Here is a 19074-nt window from a genome sequence, read left to right as displayed (position 1 = left end):
GTCGGATCACTCGCCGACCGCGACGAACCGCCACACCGAACCGTCGTCGTCCTCGTCGGATTCGGCGTCGTCGGTGTCCAGATTCAGTGCCACGCCCGCCGGGGTGAGGGTGTCGGCGAGGCGGGCGCCGATCTCCTTGCTTACGTAGTTGTAGTGCAGATCCAGTGAGGTCAGGTGGGTCAGCGGCTGACCGCCGAGCAGCGCGGCGGCGCCGTCGTCGGTGAGCACACCCATCGACAGGTCGAGCACCTCGAGCCGGGCGACCACCGGCGCCGAGGCCACCGCGGCGCACACCGCGTCCTGGATCTCGCTGTTGCGCAAGGCCAGCCGCTTGAGGTTGGGCAGCCGGTCGCCGGACAGGATCGGCGCGAGGTCGCTGACATCGGCGTCGCCGCCGTACTCGGACGTCCCCAGCCACAGTTCCAGGTCGTGCAGTGCGGGCAGGTCGCTGGCGGCGATGCCGCGGACGACGGCCACCGGCAGACCACCGGCCTGCACCTTCAGCTTGCGCAGGTGCTCGTGGCGGACCGCCGGGAATTCCAGCTGCTCGCCACCGCGCACGCCGAACTCCTCGAGCCGCGGGAACGCGTCGAGCAGCCGGGTGACCTCGCCCTGATTGATCCAGGAGATCTCGCACTCCTCGCCGATGATGTCGCCGATGAACAGCGCCCGCAGCATCGGTAGCCGCGCGCGGGCGGCGATGATCGCGTCGATCACATCATCGGGGCGATTGTCGTAGGCGTCGGCCCACGAGCCGACGACGATCGCGCGCACCCGCGCCGTATCGACCGTGTCGAGGAACCGGGCGAAAGCCTCCGGCCAGGTCTCCGCGGCCTCATAGGAATCGACACCGATCCGCCACGCCACACCGTCCGCGGCGGGCAGCAGCCGCACCGCCGTCTCCCGCGCTTCGTCGTCCTTCTCCGGGTCCGGGAACGGATAGGCAGGCAGACCGCCCCACCCGCGCAGATGTTCTCCGATGGACATAGCTGTTCCCGCCCCTTCTGGCGTAGTGACCCCGTGGTGACTGCTGCGTTTCTACCAAGCGGCACCGACAATCCGCGCGGCGGGCCGAGTTGTCGGCACCTGCCGCTACCGTCCTCGCCACGGCTGCGGTCGCGGGCCGTGACGGGAGGAAATTCATGTATCGACAAGGCGATGTCCTGATCGTGCCGCTGGCCGAGACGGCGGTCCCCGCCGGTGCTCTGGCGGCGCGGGGCGAGCACCGCGACGGGCGGGGCAGGCTCGTGCTGGCGCTCGGGGAGGTGACCGGGCACGCGCATGCGATCGCCGCGCCCGGTCGGTTGATCAGGGAGGCAGGGGCTTTCGGCCCGATGCTGCTGCACCTGCCCGAAGGCGGACGGGTGGTGCACGAGGAGCACGCGCCCATCGGCCTGCCCAAGGGCTGGTACCGGGTGGTGCGCCAGCGTGAGTACCTCCCCGGCTCCGTGCGGGTGGTGGCCGACTGATGAGCGGGGAGCCCACGAGGACGGACGACCACTGGCGGGCGATCGCCGCCGCGACCGGACCCGGCGACCGGGCGGCCGCCGAAGCGGGCGTGCGCCTGGCCTATTCGCGTGCGGGCCTGCCCGAACCCGAGCAGATCCGCTGGGCGCGTTCGCCGCTGGAAGCCGTGCGCATCCTCACCTCGGGGATCGATCCGGGCGCACCGGTACGGGAGGCCGTGCGCAGCGGACCGTGGGCGGCCGAACGCGCCCGGTTGCACGCCGAACTGGGCGCGCCCGGTTACAGCGCGCACTGGCGGGCCACCGGCGCCGACCTGTGGGAGGTCACCGCCATGGTGATCGACCGGATCCGCGCCGGCGTCGCCGAGGCGGCCGGCGGTGATCGCACGCAGGAGCGGCGGATTCGTGTGCTGCTGCTCGATGCCGTGCTCGGTCAGCACGAGGCGGCCTGGCTCAGCGCCTACGACACCGCGCCCGGGCACCCGCTCGACGGCGTGGCCGAGGTGGCGCGGCACGCGGGCTGGTGGTGGCCCTACGCGAAGATCGCGGTGATCTCCGAACGCCCGATCGCGCTGCATCGCGACGAGGCCGGGCGCCTCGACCGCGCCGACGGACCCGCCCTGGCCTACGCCGACGGCTTCGCCTTGCACGCGTGGCGCGGCATGCCGGTGCCCGCCGAGTTCCTGGACAGCCTGAACTCGCTGACGCCGCAGCGCATCCGCGACGAAGAGAACGCCGAACTGCGCCGGGTCATGCTCGAGCACTACGGCTACGACCGGTACCTGACCGAATCCGACGCTCGGCCCGTGCACCGCGACGAGACCGGCGTTCTGTGGCGCATCGATCTCGTCGGCGACGAGGACGTCGTCATGGTCGAGGTGGTGAATTCGACGCCGGAGCCCGACGGTACGCATCGCGTGTACTGGCTGCGCGTCCCGCCGACCACCCGCACTGCCCGCGAAGGCGTCGCGTGGACGTTCGGGCTCGGCGCCGACGCCTACGACCCGGTGCAGCAGACCTGAGCGACCTCAGCGCTCGGTCGGCTGCGCCGAGGTGGTGGCGAGGAACTCCGTGACGGCGGCGGCGACCGCGGTGGGCTGGTCGAGCATCGACAGGACGTAGGCGTCGTCGATCTCGACCAGCCGGGCGCGCGGGATGAGGTCGGCCAGGCGACGGCCGTGCTCGCGCGGCATGACCTTGCCCGCCGACGACCACAAGATCAGGGCCTCGCCCCGGAAGCGGCGCAGCGCCTCGGTTGCGGTGACGAGGTCGGGCTTGCGCAAGCCCGACCGCATGTAGGCGAGCACGTCGGCGCGGATGCCCCGATCGCGCAGACCCGGTTCGGTCCAGCCGTGGACGAGATCGTCGGGCAGGGGGTATTTCGCCATCCAGCCGAACATCAGCGGACTGTCACGCAACCATCGGATGCGGAGCTGGCGCAGTGCCAGGGTGACACCGCCGGGCAGGTAGGCGGCCAGTGTCGCGGTCTTGCCGGGCAGGCCGGGCGGGAAGTTGTCGAACGCCTCGCTAGGGAAGACGATCAGCCGGCCGACGCGCTCGTCGAGATCGTAGGCGGTGAGAAACAGGGCGCCGCCCCAGTCGGAGTGCACGAGGGTCACCTCGCGCAGGTCGAGGGCGGCGAGGAAGTCGGCGACGAGCTGGTTGAGGCCGCGCAGGCTCAAGTCGGTGCCGGGCCGCAACGGTTCCGGATGCGCCCCCAGCGGCAGATCGGGCAGTACATAGCGGAAGCCGGTCGGGAGCAGGTCCAGGATGTGATCCCACACGGTGTGGTTCATCAGCAGACCGTGCAGCAGCACGACCGGTGGGCCCTCGCCGCGTTCGTGGAAGTGGATGCGGCCCGCGGGCAGATCGACGGTCGGCATGAGACCCTCCAGCGTTAGAGTGTTCGCTCTAGTGTGTTTGCTCTAGTCTGGTGTGGTGAGCGAGAAGATGTCAACGGCTACCCGGGATCGGCTGGTCGTCGCGGTCGCCGAGCTGATGCGCACGCACGGCTACAGCGCGATCACCGTCAAACAGATCACCGCCGCCGCACAGGCGCCGATGGGGTCGCTCTACCACCACTTTCCGCACGGCAAGGTGCAGATCGCGGCGGAGGCGCTGCGCAGCTCCGGCGCCGCCTACATCCAGCTGCTGCCCCTGCTGATGGACCCACACCCCGATCTGCGTGTCGCGGTGCCCGCGGCGTTCGACGATGCCGCGCGCACGATGGCCGAGTCGGGGTGGATCAACATGTGCCCGGTCGGCACGGTCGCCGGGGAGATCGCCGACAGCGAACCGGAGCTCCGGGCCGTCGCCGCTGAGGTCGTCGCGGACTGGATCGACCAGGGCACCGCCTATTTCGTGCGCCGTGGTCTGGACACCGCCGACGCCCGCGACCTCGTCCTCGGCCTGCTCAGCTCCCTGGAAGGCGCGTTCGTGCTGGCCAGAACCATGCGCTCGGCCGAACCGCTGCACGCGGCCGGCCGTGCGGTCGGAGCACGGATCGACGCGCTCCTCGCGGCCCGCGACCATGCCGCGGGCTGAGCGATCCCGCTAGCGGACGAGCACGACGCGAGCCACCAGCGCTTTGTGATCGGCGCCGGGCAGCGCGACGGTCGTCACCGCGGTGGCGTGCGCCCCGGCGAGCAGCACGTGGTCGATGCCGATCAGTGGCGGCAGACGTTTATCCGTCGGGTAGGTGACCAGGTGCCCGGCACCGGCCTGCGCGGCGGCATCGGCGAACCGGCCCGATGCCAGCGCCCGGAACCGCGCGTGGTCGTAGGTAGCGTTGAAATCCCCGCCCACTATCACCGGGCGATCGGCCGGGGACCGGCGTAGGACCTCGCCGAGCCGGGACAATTCGTCGGCCCACACTCCGGTGTCGTAGACCGGCGGGACCGGATGCACCGCGTAGACCGAGACCGGCCCGACCTGCGGAATCATGGCGGTCGCCGAGATCTGATTGAGGACATACCCGTCGTATTCGACGGTGTCCGACAACGGGAATCGACTCCAGATCCCGGTCCCGCTCGCGGTCTGCCCCGGGGCGAGATAGTGGTACGGCAACACCTCGTCCAGGCCCGCGCGCCCCAGTTCGGTCACGGCGGTACGCGTGAGTTCGTTGACGGTGAGCACCGCGACATCGCGCGAGCGCACCTGTGCCACCAGCGCGCCCGGGTCGGCGCCGTCGAACAGCAGATTCGCCTGCATCACCGTGATCGCCGGCCCCTCGCCCCCGCCGTCGGCGAAGTACAACGGCGCCTGCGTCGCCACACCGAGTCCGGCGACCACGACCGCGGCGCCGGTCGCGACCCACTGCCGGGTCACCGCGAACCCCACCGCGCCCAGAATCGCCCCGCCCATCAGGTAGGGCGCGCCGGACGCGGCGAGCACCAGCGGTTCCGCCGACCAGTCGAGGTAACGCAACGCCACACCCAGCGCACCCGCCGCCGTCGCGGCGCCCGCCAGCAGCAGCGTCCCGACCCGAACGACCTGCGATCTCATCGCCACAGCCAAACACGCCGGGCAGCGGACACGCGAATCCGGGGAATTCGGCTCAGCACGAGCAGTAGTCGCCAGCAGCGGCGGAATCCGCGTGAGCCAGGGGAGTCGGCGCGGGGGACACCGCCGGGGTGGTAGGAAAGGGGACGTGTCGGCATCTGGCGAGAGTTCTGGTTCGAACGAACGGTCCCGCGCGGTGGACGAGGTGGTGGAGCTGGTCAGTGCGCTGATCCGGTTCGACACCTCCAACACCGGTGAGCTGGCGACCACCAAAGGCGAACGCGAGTGCGCGGAGTGGGTGGCCGCGCAATTGCAGGAGGTCGGCTACGAGACCGAGTACGTCGAGTCGGGCGCGCCCGGTCGCGGCAACGTCTTCGCGCGATTGAAGGGCGCCGACTCCAGCCGGGGCGCGCTGATGATCCACGGACACCTCGACGTCGTGCCCGCCGAGGCCGCCGACTGGAGCGTGCACCCGTTCTCCGGCGCGGTCCGCGACGGCTACGTGTGGGGCCGCGGCGCGATCGACATGAAGGACATGGTCGGCATGACGCTGGCCCTGGCCCGCCAGTTCAAGGCCGAGGGCACCGTCCCGCCACGCGACCTGGTGTTCGCCTTCCTCGCCGACGAGGAGAACGGCGGCAAATGGGGGTCGCAGTGGCTGGTGGACAACCGGCCCGACCTGTTCGACGGGGTCACCGAGGCGGTCGGCGAGGTCGGCGGCTTCTCGCTGACCGTGCCGCGCCCCGACGGCACCGAACGCAGGCTCTATCTGGTGGAGACCGCCGAGAAGGGTCTGGGCTGGATGCGGTTGCGGGCCAAGGCCCGCGCCGGGCACGGTTCGTTCCTGCACGACGACAATGCCGTCACCATCCTCGCCGAGGCCGTCGCGCGGCTGGGCAGGCACACCTTCCCGGTGGTGCTGTCGGACTCGGTGGCCGAGTTCCTCGCCGCGGTCAGCGAGGAGAGCGGGTTGCAGTTCGACCCGGAGGGCCCCGATATCGAGGGTCAGCTCGCCAAGCTCGGCACCATCTCCCGCATCATCGGCGCCACCCTGCGCGATACGGCCAATCCGACGATGCTGCAGGCGGGCTACAAGGCCAATGTCATCCCGCAGACCGCGGAGGCCGTGGTGGACTGTCGCGTGGTGCCGGGGCGGCAGGCCGCGTTCGAACGCGAGGTCGACGAGCTCATCGGCCCGGACGTCGAACGCGAGTGGATCACCAAGCTCGACTCCTACGAGACCACCTTCGACGGCCACCTCGTCGACGCCATGAACGACGCGGTGCTGGCCCACGACGCCGACGGGCGCACCGTGCCCTACATGCTCTCCGGCGGCACCGATGCGAAAGCGTTCGCGCGGTTGGGTATTCGCTGCTTCGGCTTCGCGCCGCTGCAGCTGCCGCCGGAACTGGACTTCACCGCCCTGTTCCACGGGGTGGACGAGCGGGTCCCGGTGCGGTCACTGGAATTCGGCACCCGGGTCCTGGAACACTTCCTCCTGCACAGCTGAGCACCGACGCCACGAATCGGAGACCCCATGAGCTACAACCCGTATGACGCACTGCCGCAGGTTCCGTCGTTCACCGTCACCTCCGCCGACATCACCGATGGTCAGCCGCTGGCCAACGACCAGGTGTCCGGCGTGTTCGGCGCGGGCGGCAAAGACGTCTCGCCCCAGCTGAGCTGGTCCGGTTTCCCCGAGGGCACACAAAGCTTCGCGGTCACCGTCTACGACCCGGACGCGCCGACCGCCTCGGGCTTCTGGCATTGGGCGGTGGCCAACATCCCCGCCTCGGTCACCGAGCTCGACGCCGGCGCGGGCAGTGAAGGTGGCACCCTGCCCGCGGGCGCGGTCACGCTGCGCAACGACGGCGGTTTCCCGGGCTTCGTCGGCGCCGCGCCGCCGCAGGGCCACGGCCCGCACCGGTACTTCGTGGTGGTGCACGCCGTCGACGTGCCCGAGCTGGAAGTCGGGCCGGACGCGACGCCGGCCTACCTCGGGTTCAACCTGTTCTTCCACACGCTCGGCCGGGCCACTCTGATCGGGACCTACGAGCAGAACTGAGCACATACGGCGGTGGCCCCGGGAGTCGGAATTCCCGGGGCCACGGCCGTTCTCGTGCTACTTCACATTGACGACGTGTTCGGCCGGCGTCGCGGCGTACAGCTGCTCGATGTGCTCGGCGTACTTGGCCGCGATCGGGGTGCGCTTGAGCGACATCTTCGGGGTCAGTTCGTCACCGCCCGGCTCCCACAGGGTTTCCACGATCACGAAGCGCTTGATCTGCTCCACCCGGGACAGCTTGCGGTTGCCCGCCGACACCGCGGCCTTGACCTCCTCGACGATCTCGCTGCGCCGGGCGAGCTCGGCGTGGGTCGCGTCGGTGGCACCGAACTCCTTGGCACGCAATGCCGCGACATCGGGATCGAGCATGATCAGCGCGGTGATGTAGGGGCGGGCCTCGCCGATCGCGACGGCCTGACCGATCATCGAGGACGCGGCCTTCATCGCGTTCTCGATGTTGGAGGGGGCGATGTTCTTGCCCGCCTCGCTGATGATCAGTTCCTTCTTGCGGTCGACGATGCGCAGGTACCCGTCGGCGTCGAGGGTGCCGATGTCGCCGGTGTGCAGCCAGCCGGCGTCGTCGATCGCCTCGGCGGTCTTGTCGGGCATGTTGCGGTAGCCGGGGGTGACGATCGGTCCGCGGATCAGTACCTCACCGTCGGCGTCGAGCCGCAGCTCGACACCGTCCATGACGCGACCGACCGAGCCGGGACGCGGCTTGTCCAGATCGGTGAAGGTACCGACACCGGTGGTCTCGGACATGCCCCACACCTCGCTGACCGCGAATCCGAGGCCCAGGAAGTACTCCAGGGTCTCCGCGGGCACCGGGGCGGCACCGGACGCGGCGACCTTCAGCTCACCGAAACCGAGCGCCTCGCGCAGCTTTGACAGCACCAGGGCGTCGGCGGCCTTGTGCTGCACGCCGAGCAGCAGCGAGCCGCCCTCACCGGACAGCTTGGCCTTGGCCTGCGCGACACCGACCCCGATCGCCCAGTTGGCCAGCGCCTTCTTCACCGGGCTCGGCTCGACCGCGAGCTTGTTCTCGATGCCCGCCTTGATCTTCTGCCACACCCGCGGCACACCGAAGAACACGGTGGGACGGGCGTCGGGCAGCGCGGCGGCGATCTCGCGCGGGTCGGGCACGGTGGTGATCTGGATGCCGGTGAGCAGGCTCATCGCGTGCGCGGAGATGCGGTCGGCGACGTGCGCGGCGGGCAGGTACGACACCGCGCGGTCGTCGAAACCGACCGGCAGCGGACCGGACACCAGGCCGACGACCTGCGCGATCACATTGCTCTGGGTGAGCTCGACGCCCTTGGACGGGCCGGTCGTGCCGGAGGTGTAGATCAGGGTGGCCAGATCGCCCGGCTGCACGGCCTGCCACGCGGCGTCGAAGTCGAAGTCGGGCTCCGGATCGGATTCCAGCTGGGCCAGGCCGAGGGTGCCTTCGGCGGTGCCGTCGACCAGCACGGTGTGCTCGACCTCGGCGCCGGATTCCCGGATGACGTCGAGGAAGGCCTGCTCGGTGACCACCACCTTGTTGCCCGCGTTGGCGAACACGTGCGCGATCTGCTCGGGGGAGCTGGTGTTGTACACCGAGAACGGCGTCGCGCCCAGGTGCAGGGCCGCGGTGTCGATCAGATTGAACTCGGGGCGGTTGGTGAGCATGATGCCGACCGCGTCACCGTGGCGCACACCGAGTTTCGCCAGGCCGGCGGCCAGCGCCCGCACCCGTGTCGCGTACTCCGCCCAGGTGATCTGCTGGGTGCCGCCGACCGTGCGCAAGGCGATCTGGTCGGGCCGCAACGCGGCGGTCTGCTGGAAGGCGGCGGGCACGGTGTGCACCGTGACGCCCGAGGCGTGCGCGAAACCGATGTCTGTCATATCCCTGTTCCCGAATAGGCCGTTCCGGATGCCGAGCCAATGCGAGTGAATCCCTCTCATCATCTCGAGCGATGGGCATCACAGTGGCACAGCTCACTCATCGTAACCGGACATACGGGATTGTGGCGGCGGTTACCGCCGACGACGTGGCCACCACCGAGACGGGGACGCGGCGTTCGGTGCCGCCTCGGCGAGCGGATCGGCCGGGATGGTGTGGGCGCGATGTCGGCGCTTGGCCTGCAGGTATTGCCTGCCCCGGGCCGTATGCAAGGTGATGGTCAGGGCCACGGGGTCGACGGCGATGCCCGCGCGGTCCAGGGCACGACACTTGTCGGGGTTGTTGGTCAGCAGCCGGACTCGAGTGAGCCCGAGTTCGCGTACCGCGGTCGCGGCGGCGTCGTAGCGCCGGGTGTCGGGGTCGAGACCCAAGCGCTGATAGCTGTCGAAGGTGTCGGCGCCGGTGCGTTCGCTCTCGCGATATCCGCGGGCCTTCCACAGCAGGCCCGCGCCGCGACCCTCCTGCTCGAGATAGGCGAGGACACCGGCGCCCTCGGCCTGGATCCGGTCCATCGAGGTCGCCAGTTCCGCACCGCAATCGCAGTCGTCGGAGCCCAGGCCTTCGCCGTAGAGGCAGCGCGAATGCACCCGCACGAGGCAGCCGTCGCGTGGTTCGCCGAAGACGAGCAGATAGCCGCCGTCGGTGGGATCGGCGATCTCGATGACCCGGACCGGGAGGTCGCTGCCCCGGCGACTCAGTCGGTGCGCGGTGTCGGCACCGGCACGCCCGGTTCTGGCACTGCCGAACGACAGTATGGTCAACGATCCTCCGTGCGGGGACAGGGCGGCGCGACCGCCGTCGTCGGACTGGGCGTGCGAGATGAACGCCGCGACTTTACCCCTGGTCCGGTCCCGGGGCCGCGTACAGCCGGACGATGCGGTCGATCTCGTCGACACTGGGCATCGATACCGCCACCGCGCCCAGTTTCTGCGTCGGGATCATCGCCGCCGTCGTCCACACGTAATCGGCTGCGACCAGCGGGGTTCGGGCGTTGACGAGCCGGTAGGCGAGGGCGGCGGTGAACGCCGCCGCGGCACCCACCGAGGCTTTGAGCACCTGCGGAAAGTGGTCGACGACGGTCTCGACCGTGTCGGAGGAGACGGCGCAGCGGAAGTTCTCGACCGTGCACACGGTGCCGACGCCGAGGCCGCGCAGCAGCCGGGCGATGTCGTCGGCGGACTCGGCGGGAACGTCGGGCAGCATCGCCGCGAGCTGACCCGCGGTGCCGACCAGATAGTCGACCACGCCCAGGTACTGATAGAGGCTCTGCGGCACCGCCATCGACGGCGTCGGGCACACGATGACCGGCGGCTTGGGATGGATCTGCGCCACCACCGACAGCACCTGCTCGATGATCGCCGTCGGCGGCTCGAAGCTCAGGATCACCACGTCGGAGGCTTCCAGTGCGGACCGCAGTTCGGGCCGGTGTACGTCCTCGTCCTGGAGCTGGACCCGGCTGTCGCGGCAGCCGATCATGCGGGACTCGCCGTTGGGTGTCAGCACCACCGCGGTCACCAGCGACGGCGCGAACGGCACCACCTTGATCAGGTCCAGCCGGACCCGTTCGGCCTCGATGAACTCCAGGATCCGGCGCCCGTACTCGTCGCCGCCGACCGCGGCCACCAGATGCACGTCGATACCGAGGCGGGCGGCGGCGACGGCTCGGTTGAGGCCCTTGCCGCCGGGATGCCCGGTGAAACTGCCGTTGGCCGCGCCGTCGGCGGCGGGGAAGGCATCCACCCGGTAGAGGTGGTCGATGACCGCGTCGCCGAGCACGGTGACGACACCACGCGGCGCCGACACCGCCTCCGCGGGCTGACCGGTGGCCGGTCCGGCCATCGGATAGCCGGAGTCGGTGGCCAGCAGGCCGGCCAGCGCGGTGAAGGCGCCGTGCTCGGACACCGTGCGCAGGCGTTTGACGGTCGGCGCCTCGGGAACCGGGTCCACGTCGAGCTGGGTGTGCAGGGCGACCCACTGCTCGGTCAAGGCCTCTCGACGTTCGCCGAGGTTGTCCGCATAGAGGCGTTCGACATCGATACCGACGCCGGGACGGTCACGGAACAGGCCGAGCGAGAGCGCGGCGTCCACGATCAGCCGGTCGGTCGGGGGCAGCCACTGCGCGACCTCACGCACCACCGGCAGGATCGACTCCTCGGGACCGGCCCCGGTTCGCCGCGCGTGTCGACGCACCGACAGCAGCTCGAGCAGGGGCGCGGCGTCGATCTCGGTGTGCCGCAGCCGTTCTGCGCTCAGGCCCGAGTACTTGCCCAGCCTGGTCAGGATGCTGCGAATGGCGGCGACGCGAGCATCCTGAGGGACCATCGGCATGCTGCCTCCCATGACCTGACGGCGGCCCCGCGCCCCGGTGAGGCGGCGGACGCCGTACTGCGATCGCCACAATGCCGGGTTTGCCGCGCCCGGTTTGCGGCAATTACCTCTCTACAATGGCAATTGACCGCAACAAAAGGCAAATGCCACACTGGGATACGGGGAGCGCATGCCCCGCCAGACTCTCGGAGGGTGTGACTCCCCGCCGGGGAAGGCAGGTCCGCGATGACTATTCACAGCACCGACGACACGCTGCGCAGCGACCGCACGCCGGAATTCGCGCAACGCATCGGACCCGATACCTGGCGGTTGAGCTGGCTGCCCGAGTTCACCGTCACCCGAGAACAGGCGTGGGCGGGGATGGAACTCGACGAACTCGTCAGCGACCTCGCGGCCGCCCACGATCGCCTCGCGCACGCCGAGATCAGCGCCCGCGCGGACGTGCTCGGCATCATCTGGCAGCAGGCGCTGATCAAGCTCGCCAAACGTGTCGACGAGCGATCCCGAGCGGCCGGCGATTCCGTGCACGACCCACCGGCGCCCGCCCACTTCCCGAGCAGGCTGCGGCCGACGCGGCTGCTGGGAAGCGACGACCGGGCACCCCGGGCGTACTACGGATAGACCCTCAGGCCGAGGGGGCGCGGTGCTCGGCGCCGACCGCGTCGGCCAGCGAACGGAAACCACCCGCCCGCAGGTTGGCGGCGATGCCGCGGTGGATCCGGGTGGTCCAGAACGGGCCGCCGTAGATGAAGCCGGTGTAGCCCTGCAGCAGGGTGGCGCCGGCGAGGATACGGGCCCAGGCCTGCTCGGGGGTTTCGATGCCGCCGACCGAGATCAGGACCAGCCGGTCGCCGACACGGGCGTAGAGGCGGCGCAGGACTTCCAGGGAGCGCTCGGCGACCGGCGCACCGGACAGGCCGCCCGCGCCCATCGCCTCCACCTCGGCGGCACGCGTGGCCAGACCGTCGCGGCGGATGGTGGTGTTGGTGGCGACGATGCCGGCCAGACCCAGCTCGACGGCCAGGTCGGCGACCGCGTCGATGTCGTCGTCGGACAGGTCGGGGGCGATCTTCACCAACACCGGGACGCTGACGCTGTCCAGCACGGCCTGCAGGATCGGGCGCAGCGACTCGACCGCCTGCAGGTCACGCAGACCGGGCGTGTTCGGGGACGAGACGTTGACGACCACGAAATCGGCGAGCGGGCCGAGCAACCGGGCGCTGGTGGCGTAATCGCCGGCCGCGGCCTCGGGTTCGGTGACCTTCGTCTTGCCGATGTTCGCGCCGATCGGGACCGTGGGGTGCGCGCCGTGCAGGCGGGCGGCGGCGGCCGCGGCACCGTGGTTGTTGAAACCCATCCGGTTGATCAGACCGTGGTCGGCGGGCAGCCGGAACAGGCGCGGGGCCGGGTTACCCGGCTGCGCGTGCGCGGTGACGGTGCCGATCTCGGCGAAACCGAATCCGAGCGAGCCCCAGGTGTTCGCGCCGTCGGCGTTCTTGTCGAAACCGGCGGCCAGTCCCAGCGGGGCGGGGAAGTCGACACCGAAGGCCGTGGTGGCCAGGATCGGATCGTCGACGACGGTCAACTTGCGCGCGAGCCAGCGGGTCGGCGGGAACCAGGTGGCGAACCGCAGGGCGGAGAACACCAGGTGGTGCACCCGCTCCGGCGGGATCAGGAACATCAGGCGTAGTAGCAGGGCGTACATGGGTCGGCTCACATTCCGGGCTCGGGCACAGGCAGGACGGCATTCTTGCGGCGGCGCAACAACACCCGGCGGCTGCCGTCGGTGTAGGCGCGCACGCGCGACAACTCCCAGCCACCGAACTCGGCCTGAATGGCCAACCGCATCGAGGCGGTGACCCGGGTGACCTCCGGTGGCAGACGCAGGGGGACGTATTCGTAGTCGTCGTTGCTGGTTTCCCAGCTCGGCGGTACCGCCGAGCGCGAACCGTGAGATCTGGCGGCCATCACTGCCCTCTCTTCCGCTCGTCCGCGCCGATCCGCTGCAGACCGTCGCCCGTGGCCGAGGCCACGAACAGGTCGCCGGTGCGGGGGTCGACGGTCACCGCGTCGGGCTGTCGCAGAGTGGGGAACCGCCCCACCTCGACGCCGATCCCGGTCGACAGGTCGTATCCGACCACCTCGTTGCTCTGCGTGCAGGTCACCCACACCGTGCTGGACCGCGGATCGTAGGCGAGCGCGTAAGGCGATGATGCTACCGGGAAACGCTGCCGCAGGACGAGCGGACCGGCCGAGTAGACCAGCAGTTCGCCGCCCGCGGTGTCGGTGACGATGATCCGTCCCTCCGGGTCGGCGATCGCGTTGGCGGCGCCGTCGCCCGCGCGCAGCATCAGGCCGAGGGCGTCGTCGCGAACGCTGACGACGGCGGTCTGCTTGCGGTCGAGGACGGTGATGTGCTCGCCGGTCAGCGCGATCGCGTCGGCCGAGACGAGGCCGGTGACGGTGCGCGCGACGCTGCCGTCGGGGCGTAGTTCGACGATCGTGCCATCGGCCGTGCCGACCACGAGGTTGCCGTCGGTGCGTGTTTGCACGCTGTGCACGTCACCGTCGACGGCGACCTCGGTGACGGTGCCCGCGCTCGCGTCCACCCGCAGCACGCGGTTCGGCGCGGCGACGAGGACTTCGCCCGGCTTGCCCTGGGCGAGGGCGGCGCCCGCGGCGGGCAGGGTGACGGTCCGCGCGGCGGTGGGCGCGGCCGGGTCGATCAGCGACAGTGTGGTGCCCGCGGTGTCGAGCGCGGCAAGACGGCCGGTCTCGCGTTCGGCCAGCAAGGCTTTCGTGGCGGCGGCGGGGACGACCTGCCCCGCCGGGGCGGTAGCGGTGGCGGGGGAGACGGCCGCGGTGGCGGGTTCTCTGGTCGGTACGTCCGGGGCGCCGTCCTCACCGGCGCATCCGGTCAGCAATACCAGTGCCGCCGCGCCGACCAGCGCTGAGGCGACCGAGCCGCGAGGGCGCATGCACCGAACTCCTAATCTCACGAGGTGACCGCTGATCACCATCTGACCATGATGACTCACCGGTAGCTCCGACCGGGTGGCGCACGTCGGGCCTGTCGGTGACGGGGGTTACTGTTGACGTGTCGACAATCCGTTACCGGCGAACGGCAGGAGATCATCGCGATGACCGACCGGACAACCGCGGGGTTCGGCATCGATGACATCACCGTGGGCCCGTTCGCCCACGGCTTCGGCACCACCGACGACGGCCGCCTGTTCGCCTTCCGCACCCGCCGCGCCACCCTCACGCTGCAGATCTACCGCCCCGACCTGGGTGAAGCCGTGCCCGGCGCCGATGATGTGGTCGCCACCGCGCAGGCACCGGTCACCGATATCGACCTCGGGGACGAGCGCAGTGTCACCGCGTTCGTCCGCGATCTGATCCACGACGCGATCCCGGTCCCGAGGGCCGCGCCGCGGGACACCACGACCGTGCGGAGCATCCTGGGCCGGATCAGTGCCGTCATTGATGGTATGTAGATGGTGATGTCTTCCACATTTTTCGCCAGGGCCGCTGCGGCCACCGCCTGCCTCACGGCCCTCGTCGCTCTCACCGCATGCGGTGGAGGCACCGACGAGGCCTCGGTCGACGCCGCACGGTCTTCGGCCAACGCTTCCCTGTCCGCCTCCATCGCGGTGTCGTCGAGCAAGGCCAATGTGCCGCTGCCGACCGCCGCGGAACTCGACGCGCAGATCAAGCGCGCGCTCGACCCGAACCTGCCCGATGTCGAACGCACCGACCTGATCGAGGACGGCGCCGCGTTCAAGGACGCCATCCCCGATATGTACAAAGCGCTGCGCGACAACCCGCACGCGGTGTACGGCGTCGTCGACCCGGTCTTCGACAATCGTGACGGCACCCTGACCGCCACCATGCGCCTGGACAAGGACGGTTCGGGCACCAACATCCGCACCACTATCGTGCATTTCGTGCTGCTCGACGGGAAGTGGAAGATCTCGCGCACCGATCTGTGCGGCATCCTGCGCTCGGCCGACTACCGCACCGCCGCCTGCGGCTGACGATGCGGGAATCGCGCGCGATGCGGTGGGGCCGATTCGTCCACCGCCACCGCTACCTCGTGCTCGGCGTGTTCGTCCTGACGGTGCTGATCTCGGGCTGGTTCGGCCGCGATATGGCCGGCCGCTACACCCAGGAGGGCTGGTTCGACGAGTCCAGCGAGTCGGTGGCGGCCTCGAAGCTGGCCGACGACATCTTCGGCCGCGACACCGACGGCGACCTGATCGTCATCTACACCGCGCCACCTGGCACCACCGTCGACGATCCCGGGGTGCGTGGCCCCGTCGTCGCCGCGCTGGCGGACCTGCGCGCACGCTACGGCGAGCGCATCCACAAGATCGACAGCTACTGGGACAGTCCCTTCTCGGCGAACGCTTCCGACCCCACCAAGCAGCACGCCTTCGCCAGTATCGGTCTGGCCGGTGGCGGCGGAACGGCGACGGTCAACAACTACCTGGCCCTCAAACCGCATCTGAACGCCGATGTTGCCGGAGCGGGACCGGGCGGCACGACCGTGCAACTGGCCGGGCTCCAGCCGGTGGTCGAGGGCATCAATATCGGTATGCAGCACGACATCCGACGGGCGGAGATCATCGCGCTGCCGATCGTGGCGATCCTGCTGTACTTCGTGTTCGGCGGCGTCATCGGGGCGTTGCTGCCGGTGATGATCGGCGGGCTCACCGTCCTCGGCACCTCCGGCATCCTGCGGTTCCTCACCGCCCATATCGAGGTCAACGTGTTCGCCAGCGCGGTGATGACGCTGGTCAGCCTCGGCTTGGCGATCGACTACGGGCTCTTCACGGTCACCCGGTTCCGGGAGGAGCTGGCGGCGGGGCGCAGCGTGGAGGAGGCGACCGCGCGCACCGTCGCGACCGCGGGCCGCACCGTGTTGTTCTCCGCCGCGATCATCGCGATCAGTCTCGGCGCGTTGTTCATCTTCCCCAACGGCGTGCTGCGGTCGGTGCCCTACGGCGGCATCTCCGCGGTGATGCTGGCGGCGCTGCTGTCGGTGACCGCACTGCCCGCCGCGTTGAGCATCGCGGGCCGCCGCATCGACTGGCTGGGCTGGAAGCGGTTCTCCCGCAGCAAGACCGAGGCCGAGATCGATGCCGGGTTCTTCTCCCGGCTGGCGCAGTGGGCGATGCGGCGGCCGTGGGCGGTCGTCATCCCGATCGTGCTCGGCCTGCTGGCGTTGAGCATCCCGCTGCGCCATATCGAGTTCGGCGGGATCAGCGAGAAGTACCTGGCCGCGGACAATCCGGCGCGCGTCGCGCAGGAGGACTTCGACCATCTGTTTCCCGGGTTCCGCACCGAACCGCTGAAGCTGGTCGTGGTGAACGCGACGCCGCAGCAGCTCAGCGACATCCGGTACGAGGCCAATCAGGTGCCCGGGCTGACCGGGCGGTTCGAACCCGCGGCGCCGACGAAGGACGGGGTCAACGTGCTCTCGGCCGGGCTGGGCGACAAGCGCGACGCCGACCGGGTGATCGACACCCTGCGGGCCCTGCCCGAACCACCGGGCGTGCGGATCATGGTCGCCGGTATCCCGGCGCTGGAACGCGACAGTATCAACGGCCTCATCGACGGCTTGCCACTGCTGCTGGCGATTCTGATGGCGGCGGCGCTGGCGATGATGGTGATCGCGTTCCGGTCGGTGATCCTGGCCGTGAAGGCCGTCGCGATGAGCGCGCTGAGCCTGGTCTCGACGCTGGGCGTGCTCACCTGGATCTTCGTGGAAGGCCATGGCGCCGGGACCTTCCAGTTCACGCCCGGCCCGCTGATGTTCGCGGTGGTGGCGTTGATCGTCACCGTGATCTTCGGGTTGTCGACCGACTACGAGGTGTTCCTGCTGTCGCGGATCGCGGAGAAACGGGCATCGGGCGCCGACGCCACCGAATCCATCCGCTACGGCGTCGCCCACACCGGCGGCGTGATCACCTCGGCCGCGGCGATCCTCATCGTGGTGACCGGTGCGTTCGGCTTCTCCGATCTGGTCCTGATGAAGTACATCGCCTACGGCATGATCGTGGCCCTCATCATCGACGCGACCATCATCCGCATGGTCCTCACCCCGGCCCTGCTCAAGATCATCTGGCGCTGATCGCAGGCTCGCCGGCATCTTCCTGCCGGCGAGCCCGTGCCGGTTGAATGTCCCCGTGCCGAAACCGTCGCATGCCTACCGATTCCTCGGGCCGGAAAATCTTCGCCGATGCACCGACGGGTTTCGTGCCCACAAATCGCGCGGCTATCGCGACGAGTCCCGCCGCTGCGGGTGCCGTTCCAGACAACATCGCGGCGTGCGGGTCGATGTCACCGCGGCACCACCCAGGCTGTCTGGAACGCCAAGGCAATCAGGCCGGCGTTGATGATGAACCCGAGTACGAGGGTGGGCGCGAAGAACAACACGAGCAACACTGTGGAACCGGCGACTCCGGCCGATGTGAGACCGGTCCACCAGGTGTCCGGGACCAGCCATCCGAGCACCGCCAGCGCGGCCGCGGCCAGTGCTACGAACGTGACCACGGCCAGCACCGGACCCGCCGAGTACACGAGTCGGCTGTCGATTCCCCGACCGATCAACCACGAGTGATCCGTATCGAACGAGTTGTCCGCATCCGTGTCAGCGGACCCGCGCGGGGGTGCCCGAAACAGAAAGACCAGATGCACCCAGCCGTGTGCGAACAGGATCGCCGCGACCAACCACGCACCCATGGGACTGTCGCGGTCCAGCAACCACCAGACCAGGACGACCACCACCAAGAGAACGACCGCCAGCGGCAGGAGCCCTGTCACCGTCTTGATCGCACCCACCTCCCTCTGCATGACCGCAACGACGCGATGATCATGCGAACCGGCCCTGCCGACGCCGCCGCGAGTGTTTCTCTTCACCGTGGATGCCTCCAACTACACTCCCCGCGTCGCTGGCGAAGGCAGGGCCGTTTGTCACAGACCTCGGTGCCGAAAGAGCCTCCCCTCCACGGGCACACCCCAGCACGGTCCGCACCCGGCGTTGCTCGAGATCATCCGGCGCTGACCAGGGTCTCGCCGGCACCGAGGTGTTGGATGGTTCCGTGCCGAAACTGTCGCATGCCTACCGATTCCTCTCCGGTATCGACACCGCTCGTGCTCCGCTCGTTCTGCTACACGGCTCGGACGGCACCGAATCCGACCTGCTGCCGTGGGCCGAGGACATCGCGCCGGGAGCGGCGCGACTTGGTATCCGTGGAACCGTCGTCACGGATGGCGGGTACGCTTTCTTCCGTCGCTTTCCGGATCGCCGGGTGGACGAAACGGACCTGGACGCCCGGGTGCCGGTGCTGGCCGAGTTCATCGAAACGTCGTGCTCCCGACTCCATCTCACCCGCCTGCCGGTCGTGATCGGGTTCTCCAACGGTGCGATCATGGCCGCGGCGTTGCTGATGGCCCGCCCCGAGTTGCTGGCGGGGGCGATTCTGTTCCGGCCACTGTCGCCGTTCGCCGACGACGATCGCTACCGGTCGGATCGCACGCCGGTGCTGATCGTCGACGGCGCGAACGACGACCGCAGGTCAGCTGGCGACGGTCGGCGATTGGCCGGACGGCTGCGTCGTGCGGGTGCGCCGGTGACCCATCGTGTGCTATCCGTCGGTCACGCCGTGACCTCAGCGGACATCGCCATTGCGCACGAGTGGTGGCGCGCATGCGAGCTGTGAGGCTGAACCCGGGCGGCGGACGCGTGAGTACGGGCCAGCCGCCGG

Annotated in this window: 20 protein-coding genes; 10 read left to right on the top strand and 10 right to left on the bottom strand. The window is 69.7% G+C overall.

The window, feature by feature from the left end:
* Positions 1–6: 6 nt before the first annotated feature.
* Entirely contained in the window at positions 7–987 is a 981-nt protein-coding gene (locus tag ACIO52_RS19350) for an STM4015 family protein (RefSeq protein WP_218720262.1), read from the bottom strand.
* 155 nt (positions 988–1142) lie between these two features.
* Here ACIO52_RS19350 and ACIO52_RS19345 point away from each other — a divergent pair, with 155 nt between their 5' ends.
* Positions 1143–1469: a hypothetical protein gene (locus tag ACIO52_RS19345; RefSeq protein ID WP_218720261.1), complete on the top strand. Its 327-nt coding sequence runs from the start codon at positions 1143–1145 to the stop codon at positions 1467–1469.
* On the top strand, positions 1469–2488 hold the full coding sequence (locus ACIO52_RS19340; RefSeq protein ID WP_402645499.1) for a DUF6745 domain-containing protein: 1020 nt from the start codon (positions 1469–1471) through the stop codon (positions 2486–2488). The genes ACIO52_RS19345 and ACIO52_RS19340 overlap by 1 nt, the downstream gene beginning before the upstream one ends.
* A gap of 6 nt (positions 2489–2494) precedes the next feature.
* Here the strand turns inward: ACIO52_RS19340 and ACIO52_RS19335 are convergent, their stop codons facing one another.
* Positions 2495–3349 (bottom strand): alpha/beta hydrolase, encoded by an 855-nt coding sequence (locus ACIO52_RS19335; RefSeq protein WP_316574835.1) that lies wholly within the window; start codon positions 3347–3349, stop codon positions 2495–2497.
* Between the two features lie 55 nt (positions 3350–3404).
* On the opposite strand from ACIO52_RS19335, the gene ACIO52_RS19330 reads away from it, so the two are divergent.
* Positions 3405–4010 (top strand): TetR/AcrR family transcriptional regulator, encoded by a 606-nt coding sequence (locus tag ACIO52_RS19330; protein WP_402645496.1) that lies wholly within the window; start codon positions 3405–3407, stop codon positions 4008–4010.
* A gap of 9 nt (positions 4011–4019) precedes the next feature.
* Here ACIO52_RS19330 and ACIO52_RS19325 read toward each other — a convergent pair whose 3' ends face one another.
* Entirely contained in the window at positions 4020–4970 is a 951-nt protein-coding gene (locus ACIO52_RS19325) for an endonuclease/exonuclease/phosphatase family protein (protein ID WP_402645493.1), read from the bottom strand.
* Positions 4971–5115: 145 nt separating this feature from the next.
* Between ACIO52_RS19325 and ACIO52_RS19320 the strand changes: the two genes are divergently transcribed.
* Together ACIO52_RS19320 and ACIO52_RS19315 are read left to right on the top strand one after the other, a co-directional pair.
* Positions 5116–6477: a M20/M25/M40 family metallo-hydrolase gene (locus tag ACIO52_RS19320; RefSeq protein WP_218720252.1), complete on the top strand. Its 1362-nt coding sequence runs from the start codon at positions 5116–5118 to the stop codon at positions 6475–6477.
* A gap of 27 nt (positions 6478–6504) precedes the next feature.
* Positions 6505–7032, top strand: coding sequence for a YbhB/YbcL family Raf kinase inhibitor-like protein (locus tag ACIO52_RS19315; protein WP_316574833.1), 528 nt, complete (start codon positions 6505–6507; stop codon positions 7030–7032).
* 57 nt (positions 7033–7089) lie between these two features.
* Here the strand turns inward: ACIO52_RS19315 and ACIO52_RS19310 are convergent, their stop codons facing one another.
* The 3 genes from ACIO52_RS19310 to ACIO52_RS19300 all read right to left on the bottom strand — a co-directional run bounded on the left by ACIO52_RS19310 (position 7090) and on the right by ACIO52_RS19300 (position 11302).
* Positions 7090–8916 carry a long-chain fatty acid--CoA ligase gene (locus ACIO52_RS19310; RefSeq protein ID WP_218720249.1) on the bottom strand — a complete coding sequence of 609 codons (1827 nt, stop codon included), beginning with the start codon at positions 8914–8916 and terminating at the stop codon, positions 7090–7092.
* A 132-nt stretch (positions 8917–9048) separates the two neighbouring features.
* Positions 9049–9735 (bottom strand): GTP cyclohydrolase II RibA, encoded by a 687-nt coding sequence (gene ribA / locus ACIO52_RS19305; RefSeq protein ID WP_218720248.1) that lies wholly within the window; start codon positions 9733–9735, stop codon positions 9049–9051.
* Positions 9736–9808: 73 nt separating this feature from the next.
* The gene (locus ACIO52_RS19300) at positions 9809–11302 is read right to left on the bottom strand and encodes a PfkB family carbohydrate kinase (RefSeq protein WP_402645488.1); all 1494 of its coding nucleotides are present in this window, start codon (positions 11300–11302) and stop codon (positions 9809–9811) included.
* Between the two features lie 225 nt (positions 11303–11527).
* Between ACIO52_RS19300 and ACIO52_RS19295 the strand changes: the two genes are divergently transcribed.
* A complete protein-coding gene (locus tag ACIO52_RS19295; RefSeq protein WP_218720244.1) occupies positions 11528–11923 on the top strand; it encodes a hypothetical protein in 396 nt (131 codons plus the stop codon).
* Between the two features lie 4 nt (positions 11924–11927).
* Here ACIO52_RS19295 and ACIO52_RS19290 read toward each other — a convergent pair whose 3' ends face one another.
* The 3 genes from ACIO52_RS19290 to ACIO52_RS19280 are packed head-to-tail and all read right to left on the bottom strand — an operon-like array spanning position 11928 to position 14280.
* Positions 11928–13007 carry a quinone-dependent dihydroorotate dehydrogenase gene (locus ACIO52_RS19290; protein WP_402645484.1) on the bottom strand — a complete coding sequence of 360 codons (1080 nt, stop codon included), beginning with the start codon at positions 13005–13007 and terminating at the stop codon, positions 11928–11930.
* A gap of 8 nt (positions 13008–13015) precedes the next feature.
* Complete coding sequence (locus ACIO52_RS19285) at positions 13016–13270, bottom strand: DUF5703 family protein (protein ID WP_218720240.1); 255 nt, start codon at positions 13268–13270, stop codon at positions 13016–13018.
* Positions 13270–14280 carry a YncE family protein gene (locus ACIO52_RS19280; protein ID WP_218720238.1) on the bottom strand — a complete coding sequence of 337 codons (1011 nt, stop codon included), beginning with the start codon at positions 14278–14280 and terminating at the stop codon, positions 13270–13272. Before ACIO52_RS19280 ends, ACIO52_RS19285 begins: the two co-directional genes overlap by 1 nt.
* A gap of 162 nt (positions 14281–14442) precedes the next feature.
* On the opposite strand from ACIO52_RS19280, the gene ACIO52_RS19275 reads away from it, so the two are divergent.
* The 3 genes from ACIO52_RS19275 to ACIO52_RS19265 are packed head-to-tail and all read left to right on the top strand — an operon-like array spanning position 14443 to position 17438.
* Positions 14443–14799, top strand: coding sequence for a hypothetical protein (locus ACIO52_RS19275; protein ID WP_218720236.1), 357 nt, complete (start codon positions 14443–14445; stop codon positions 14797–14799).
* Between the two features lie 6 nt (positions 14800–14805).
* A complete protein-coding gene (locus ACIO52_RS19270) occupies positions 14806–15339 on the top strand; it encodes a hypothetical protein (protein WP_316574832.1) in 534 nt (177 codons plus the stop codon).
* A 2-nt stretch (positions 15340–15341) separates the two neighbouring features.
* The gene (locus tag ACIO52_RS19265; RefSeq protein WP_316574831.1) at positions 15342–17438 is read left to right on the top strand and encodes an MMPL family transporter; all 2097 of its coding nucleotides are present in this window, start codon (positions 15342–15344) and stop codon (positions 17436–17438) included.
* Between the two features lie 209 nt (positions 17439–17647).
* Here the strand turns inward: ACIO52_RS19265 and ACIO52_RS19260 are convergent, their stop codons facing one another.
* Entirely contained in the window at positions 17648–18241 is a 594-nt protein-coding gene (locus ACIO52_RS19260) for a hypothetical protein (protein WP_402645479.1), read from the bottom strand.
* A 167-nt stretch (positions 18242–18408) separates the two neighbouring features.
* Between ACIO52_RS19260 and ACIO52_RS19255 the strand changes: the two genes are divergently transcribed.
* Entirely contained in the window at positions 18409–19029 is a 621-nt protein-coding gene (locus ACIO52_RS19255) for an alpha/beta hydrolase (protein WP_218720231.1), read from the top strand.
* Positions 19030–19074: the final 45 nt, after the last annotated feature.

It is taken from the genome of Nocardia sp. NPDC087230, from assembly GCF_044744725.1.
Classification (GTDB): Bacteria; Actinomycetota; Actinomycetes; order Mycobacteriales; family Mycobacteriaceae; genus Nocardia; species Nocardia canadensis.
Note: the sequence above shows the minus strand (reverse complement) of the source record. Positions and strands in the feature narration are given on the sequence as shown.

Bases quoted from the DNA above. Each gene is read 5' to 3' on its own strand.
- ACIO52_RS19350 (WP_218720262.1), bottom strand. From the start codon at position 987: ATGTCCATCGGAGAACATCTGCGCGGGTGGGGCGGTCTGCCTGCCTAT.
- ACIO52_RS19345 (WP_218720261.1), top strand. From the start codon at position 1,143: ATGTATCGACAAGGCGATGTCCTGATCGTGCCGCTGGCCGAGACGGCG.
- ACIO52_RS19340 (WP_402645499.1), top strand. From the start codon at position 1,469: ATGAGCGGGGAGCCCACGAGGACGGACGACCACTGGCGGGCGATCGCC.
- ACIO52_RS19335 (WP_316574835.1), bottom strand. From the start codon at position 3,349: ATGCCGACCGTCGATCTGCCCGCGGGCCGCATCCACTTCCACGAACGC.
- ACIO52_RS19325 (WP_402645493.1), bottom strand. From the start codon at position 4,970: ATGAGATCGCAGGTCGTTCGGGTCGGGACGCTGCTGCTGGCGGGCGCC.
- ACIO52_RS19315 (WP_316574833.1), top strand. From the start codon at position 6,505: ATGAGCTACAACCCGTATGACGCACTGCCGCAGGTTCCGTCGTTCACC.
- ACIO52_RS19310 (WP_218720249.1), bottom strand. From the start codon at position 8,916: ATGACAGACATCGGTTTCGCGCACGCCTCGGGCGTCACGGTGCACACC.
- ACIO52_RS19300 (WP_402645488.1), bottom strand. From the start codon at position 11,302: ATGCCGATGGTCCCTCAGGATGCTCGCGTCGCCGCCATTCGCAGCATC.
- ACIO52_RS19295 (WP_218720244.1), top strand. From the start codon at position 11,528: ATGACTATTCACAGCACCGACGACACGCTGCGCAGCGACCGCACGCCG.
- ACIO52_RS19290 (WP_402645484.1), bottom strand. From the start codon at position 13,007: ATGTACGCCCTGCTACTACGCCTGATGTTCCTGATCCCGCCGGAGCGG.
- ACIO52_RS19285 (WP_218720240.1), bottom strand. From the start codon at position 13,270: ATGGCCGCCAGATCTCACGGTTCGCGCTCGGCGGTACCGCCGAGCTGG.
- ACIO52_RS19280 (WP_218720238.1), bottom strand. From the start codon at position 14,280: ATGCGCCCTCGCGGCTCGGTCGCCTCAGCGCTGGTCGGCGCGGCGGCA.
- ACIO52_RS19275 (WP_218720236.1), top strand. From the start codon at position 14,443: ATGACCGACCGGACAACCGCGGGGTTCGGCATCGATGACATCACCGTG.
- ACIO52_RS19270 (WP_316574832.1), top strand. From the start codon at position 14,806: ATGTCTTCCACATTTTTCGCCAGGGCCGCTGCGGCCACCGCCTGCCTC.
- ACIO52_RS19265 (WP_316574831.1), top strand. From the start codon at position 15,342: ATGCGGGAATCGCGCGCGATGCGGTGGGGCCGATTCGTCCACCGCCAC.